At 42.7% G+C, this 5,350-nt stretch carries 5 protein-coding genes and 1 pseudogene; 2 read left to right on the forward strand and 4 right to left on the reverse strand.

Features of this window, described 5'->3' with window-relative positions; genetic code table 11:
- The 3 genes and pseudogenes from EDM52_RS23185 to EDM52_RS23195 form a co-directional block, all read right to left on the reverse strand.
- Positions 1 to 192 (reverse strand): annotated as a pseudogene (locus EDM52_RS23185) (hypothetical protein); the annotation flags it as partial.
- 92 nt (positions 193 to 284) lie between these two features.
- Positions 285 to 548: a type II toxin-antitoxin system RelE family toxin gene (locus EDM52_RS23190; protein ID WP_122911276.1), complete on the reverse strand. Its 264-nt coding sequence runs from the start codon at positions 546 to 548 to the stop codon at positions 285 to 287.
- Positions 517 to 768 (reverse strand): hypothetical protein, encoded by a 252-nt coding sequence (locus EDM52_RS23195; protein WP_122911277.1) that lies wholly within the window; start codon positions 766 to 768, stop codon positions 517 to 519. Before EDM52_RS23195 ends, EDM52_RS23190 begins: the two co-directional genes overlap by 32 nt.
- A 148-nt stretch (positions 769 to 916) precedes the next feature.
- Here EDM52_RS23195 and EDM52_RS23200 point away from each other — a divergent pair, with 148 nt between their 5' ends.
- Positions 917 to 1,831 carry a tyrosine-type recombinase/integrase gene (locus tag EDM52_RS23200; protein WP_122911278.1) on the forward strand — a complete coding sequence of 305 codons (915 nt, stop codon included), beginning with the start codon at positions 917 to 919 and terminating at the stop codon, positions 1,829 to 1,831.
- Positions 1,832 to 1,851: 20 nt separating this feature from the next.
- Entirely contained in the window at positions 1,852 to 4,833 is a 2,982-nt protein-coding gene (locus EDM52_RS23205; protein ID WP_122911279.1) for a Tn3 family transposase, read from the forward strand.
- Between the two features lie 37 nt (positions 4,834 to 4,870).
- Here the strand turns inward: EDM52_RS23205 and EDM52_RS23210 are convergent, their stop codons facing one another.
- Entirely contained in the window at positions 4,871 to 5,176 is a 306-nt protein-coding gene (locus tag EDM52_RS23210; protein WP_183185321.1) for a hypothetical protein, read from the reverse strand.
- Positions 5,177 to 5,350 lie beyond the last annotated feature (174 nt).

The raw sequence follows: 5,350 nt of genomic DNA on the forward strand, positions 1-5,350 counted from the left end.
ATTGGTATGTAGCTCTAGCTCCGAAATATCTTTTTGGAAGTCCGGCATTCCATTTTTCATATCCTGCATTACCCAGAGATTGGTTACAGCTTCGATCCAATCTTTATCGGTCATTCCGGATGCTTCAATCGTGTTATTAATCCTGTTCTTTAAGTCATCGGTCATTTTAAAGCCTTTTGTAGTTTCAGCCATTCAATATCACTCTCCCAACTAGTTAACTATATAACTCAGTATTACCAACGAGTTAACCGAGTTTACTAAGTTAACTCGTTGGCTAAAAAAATTTACTTGTAAATACCGCCGCGTGAATCGATTGCGCGTATGTATACGATCATTTCATTGTGATCAATTTCAAAAATGACGCGGTAGGTGCCAACTCTTAGCCGATAGAGAGCTGTGTAGCCTTTCATTGGCTTAATGTCACCAATAGGCGGGATTTCAAGAAGTCCCCGTAATCCGAGTGCGATCCGTTCCTGAACGGCTTTTTCTTGCTTGGCCAAAAATTTAACCGCATCCTTATGGTAGATCAATTTGTAGCCCGAACTCACGCTTGGCGTCCTCCCCTGTAACGTAACCGGCATCACTTTTCATTTGGCGAAGTTCTTCTTCTGTGAGAGGTTCTGCGTCCGGTTCCATCTTATCAATCTCTTTCCAGTCTGGCCGTGTATGGCGAATGGATAAAAATTGCAAATAATCAAAGGCCGATTGCTTTGCATCTTCTGGAAGAAGTTCAAACAATTTGATTACATCTTCTTTGTTAACCGCCATGTGAACAATCTCCTTTCTAAATGTCCGCTAATTATTATTAGTGGACATTGTTGATATTTAAACTCAACCATTGATGTCCGCTAATGTTTCCGTTAAGATAAGATTATCATGTCCGCTAATGTAAGTCAAGAAATTGGAGGTTCTCAAGATGACAGGAAATGGGATTTCAGAACAAGGAGAAAAAGTCATTGCCGACTTTATACATATGCTCGAAACAGAGGAAGATTTGAAACCAAAAACAGTTAAAGAGTACGGTGGGGACCTGAAGCATTTCATCGGATGGTTTGAAAGCGAACAAGTATCTGAAGAAATTATACCATTTCGTATCGAAGATATAGCAACACCTACCATCACCAGGTATCGTGATGTGATGCAAAAGGAAATGAAGTTAAAACCTGCCACGATTAACCGTAGGTTAATTACGTTGAAACGATTTTTTGAGTGGGCTTCAGCTCAAAGCTTAATTCGCCGCGATCCGTCCAAACCGGTCAAATTGGTACCAGAAGAAAAGGCAAGCCCACGGCAGATGACCGAAAGAGAAGAAGCAGCTCTCATTGCTGCTGTGGAGCATAGTGGATCGATTCGAGATCAAACGATTATTACTTTGATGCTGCATACGGGACTACGAACGATGGAGATCTGTGATCTTGCTCCTGGTGATGTGATCATTGGAAAACGAAGTGGTCAGGTTACGGTTCGATCAGGAAAACGAAACAAGCAACGAGAAGTACCGCTGAATGCAACCTGCCGGGCCATCTTGGAAAAGTATTTGGCGGACTTGTCTCCAGATAGCCCGTATCTATTCCCATCAGAAAAAACTGGTGACCGTTTAACTGAACGTGCTTTACGACATCTCATTCAAAAATACATGAAATTAGCTCGCTTAGAAGGATTGAGTGCTCACGATTTACGCCATCGATTCGGCTATGTCATGGCCGACAACACTCCATTACATCGGTTAGCGCAAATTATGGGGCATGACAGCTTAGACACAACAATGATTTACGTCAAAGCAACACGCGCTGATTTACAATCCGAAGTAGAAAAAATAGCTTGGCAATAATATGAAAGGATGAGCAGTGTATGCCGGTTAGAGGGAGAGAATTACTAACACCAGACGAAAGAAATGAACTCATGAGGATTCGTCCAGACATGAGTGAATGGGAACTCGCTACCTACTATACCTTTTCAAAACATGACATTGAAATCATTAGCAGGCACCGGAGAAATCATAATCGCTTGGGCTTCGCTGTACAGTTATGTACTCTACGGTATCCTGGTTGGTCATTGTCCGATGTGAAAGATATTCCTGAGACTGTCTTACGTTACATAGCCAAGCAAATTGATGTTGATCCGGAAGTCTACCCATTGTATGCCCAACGGGACCCAACCAGGCGCGAACATCTGGAAGAGATCCGCCAGGAGTATGGGTATCGTAATTTCTCTTCGCGTGAATACCGTGGTTCATCCCAATTTTTGTTGCATCATGCGATGGAGAACGGAAACCCAACTCATCTGATTCGTACCGTCCTAGACGAATTACGAAAAAGGAAAATTATTCTCCCTGCCATGACGACAATTGAAAGACTCGCCTGGGAAACCCGTCATCGAGCAGAAGAAAGAATTTTTAAACGGCTAACATCTTCCCTCTCTACATGGCAAAAGCAGAGATTAGACAAGTTGATCGATCCATTTGTAGAAAACGGAAAAACGCGTCTAGCTTGGCTTCGGGAAGTACCTGGCCAATCCTCGCCAGAGGCATTCTTAAAAGTGATTGAGCGTCTGGAGTATATTCGAGGAATTGAATTATCGATAAACACGAGCGAGATCCACCCTAACCGATTCATACAATTGGCGCGTTTAGGGGCAAGATACGAACCCCATTCATTCCGGAGATTTAACGAGATAAAGAGATACGCCATTCTAGTCGCCTACCTACTAAATATCAGTCAAGATTTAATCGATCAAGCGATTGAAATCCACGACCGGCAGATTATGATCTTGCAATCAAAGGGACGCAAAGCACAAGAAGAAATACAGAAACAAAATGGAAAGTCCGTCAATGAAAAGGTTATCCATTATGCGGATTTAGGTGCAGCTCTGATCCGAGCTAAGAACGAGGGACTTGATCCATTTGCAACCTTAGAGGCGGTTATGCCGTGGGAAAAGATAGTCGCTTCGGTAGAAGAAGCAAAGAAATTGGCGCGCCCAATGGATTATGATTATTTGGATTTATTAGGGAATCGATTCTTTTATCTCCGAAAATATACACCCACTCTTCTACGAGCATTAGATTTTCGTTCTACTCAGTCAACCGAACCATTATTACGTGCATTAGATACCATTCGTGAAATGAATGATTCGGGGAAACGAAAGGTTCCCGATGGAGCACCATTAGACTTTATCCCGAATCGTTGGCAAAAGCATGTGTATGACGAGGATGGATTAATCAATCGCCACTATTATGAAATGGCTGCTCTTACCGAGCTGCGGAATCACATTCGTTCCGGAGATATTTCCGTAGTAGGAAGTAAGCAGCATAAAGATTTTGATGAATACCTGGTATCAAAACAAGAATGGGTTAATGCCCGTACCTCCGGCACCAGACTTGCTGTTAGCTTGTCGTCAGAAAAATATCTTCAGGAGAGATACGAAGCGTTATCTAAACGTCTGCAATGGGTATCTGATCATTTACACGAGTTGGAAGGGGTAAGCATTGATAAAGAGAAACTTCGTGTTGATCGATTGGAAAAAGACGTACCAGATGAAGCCCGATCGTTCAGTCTATCTCTTTATGACATGCTGCCTCGTATCAAATTAACCGATTTGCTTATGGATGTGGCCAACTGGACTGGATTTGATGAATTGTTTGTTCATGCTTCTACTGGTCGTCCACCTAAAGCCGAAGAAAGAACGATTGTGATGGCCACTCTCCTGGCAATGGGAACGAACATAGGGCTTACAAAAATGGCAGAGGCTACTCCAGGTATTTCGTATCATCAAATGGCAAACGTAGCTCAATGGAGAATGTATGAAGATGCCATGAATCGGGCACAGGCCACTTTGGTAAATTTTCATCATAAGTTGGCTTTAGCTTCTTATTGGGGAGATGGCAGTACATCCTCATCAGATGGTATGCGTGTTCAGGTAGGGGTTTCTGCCCTACATGCTGACGCAAACCCTCATTACGGCTCAGGAAAAGGAACGACGATTTATCGATTCGTCAGCGATCAATTTTCATCGTTCTATACGAAAGTCATCAATACGAATGCTCGTGACGCGGTGCATGTCATCGATGGCCTTTTGCATCATGAATCTGAGCTGTCGATTGAGGAACATTATACGGATACGGCAGGCTACACTGATCAAGTCTTTGGTTTAAGTCATTTGCTCGGATTCCGGTTTGCTCCACGGCTTCGGGATCTGTCTGATTCAAGGTTATATTCGTTTGATAAGGTAGGTGAGTTTCCAAAGATAGAAAACATACTCCGCGGTCGTATCAATACCAAGGTCATTCAGGAGAATTATGATGACGTTTTACGTTTAGCTCACTCTATTCGAGAAGGGAAAGTTTCTGGATCTCTTATCATGGGGAAACTTGGATCTTATGCTAGACAAAATAGTTTAGCTACAGCTTTACGGGAAATGGGACGGATCGAAAAGACGATCTTTATCCTAGATTACATCTCTAGCGAATCGATGCGCCGCCGCATCCAACGTGGTCTAAATAAAGGCGAGGCAATGAATGCCCTTGCTAGAGCACTCTTTTTTGGAAAACGGGGAGAATTACGTGAGCGTGCCTTGCAAGATCAGCTTCAACGGGCAAGTGCATTGAATATTCTTATCAATGCAATTAGTGTCTGGAATACGGTTTATCTTACAGAAGCAACTAAGCTGCTGAAGCAAAAGGGATCTCTTCAGGAAAATCTGTTAAGCCACATATCGCCTTTAGGGTGGGAACATATTAACTTTCTTGGTGAGTACACATTTGATCAAAAGCGAAATGCAGACCTAAACTCATTGTTACCGCTCATCCAAGGAATAAGCAACGCCGGTAATCCTTAACGTACAGGATACCGGCGTTTTTTCTGTCTAACGGGGCTTAGCGTACAAAATCCGCACTTTGTTGGCGGTACCCCAGAAAGAGAAGCTTGTCGATATGCTCAAAATTCACCGTTCGCTTGGCGACGACCACTTTGCAGCCGCTACCGATATAGGGGGCGGTTTCTTCTTCGATGATGGAAGTAGAGAGAATGATGAGCTGATTGGAAAAAACGTGCGGAATTCCTTCTTCGATCGAAAAATGATGAATGCGGACAAAATCGCCAATGACTTCCTGCAGCTGGTTGACCAATGTTTTTCTTGTTTCCGTCGTTCCTGTTAATAAAATCAGCTCTTTTGTGTACAAGAGCGCATCTCCTTTGCGTTAACAGAATGGTTTTAAATGGTTGTTAATGGGTGTTTATAAATCGATTTTTTCAACCATTATCACTAGCGTTGCATAAATCTTTTCACATCATTAAAAATCACCATAATCTTCTGTATTCAAGCGTTCACGAGCATAAAAAAATCCTTTACACTG

The organism is Brevibacillus invocatus (genome assembly GCF_003710915.1).
GTDB lineage: Bacteria > Bacillota > Bacilli > Brevibacillales > Brevibacillaceae > Brevibacillus > Brevibacillus invocatus.

Coding starts and splice junctions, on each gene's coding strand:
- EDM52_RS23195 (WP_122911277.1), bottom strand. CDS start 768: ATGGCGGTTAACAAAGAAGATGTAATCAAATTGTTTGAACTTCTTCCA.
- EDM52_RS23205 (WP_122911279.1), top strand. CDS start 1,852: ATGCCGGTTAGAGGGAGAGAATTACTAACACCAGACGAAAGAAATGAA.
- EDM52_RS23200 (WP_122911278.1), top strand. CDS start 917: ATGACAGGAAATGGGATTTCAGAACAAGGAGAAAAAGTCATTGCCGAC.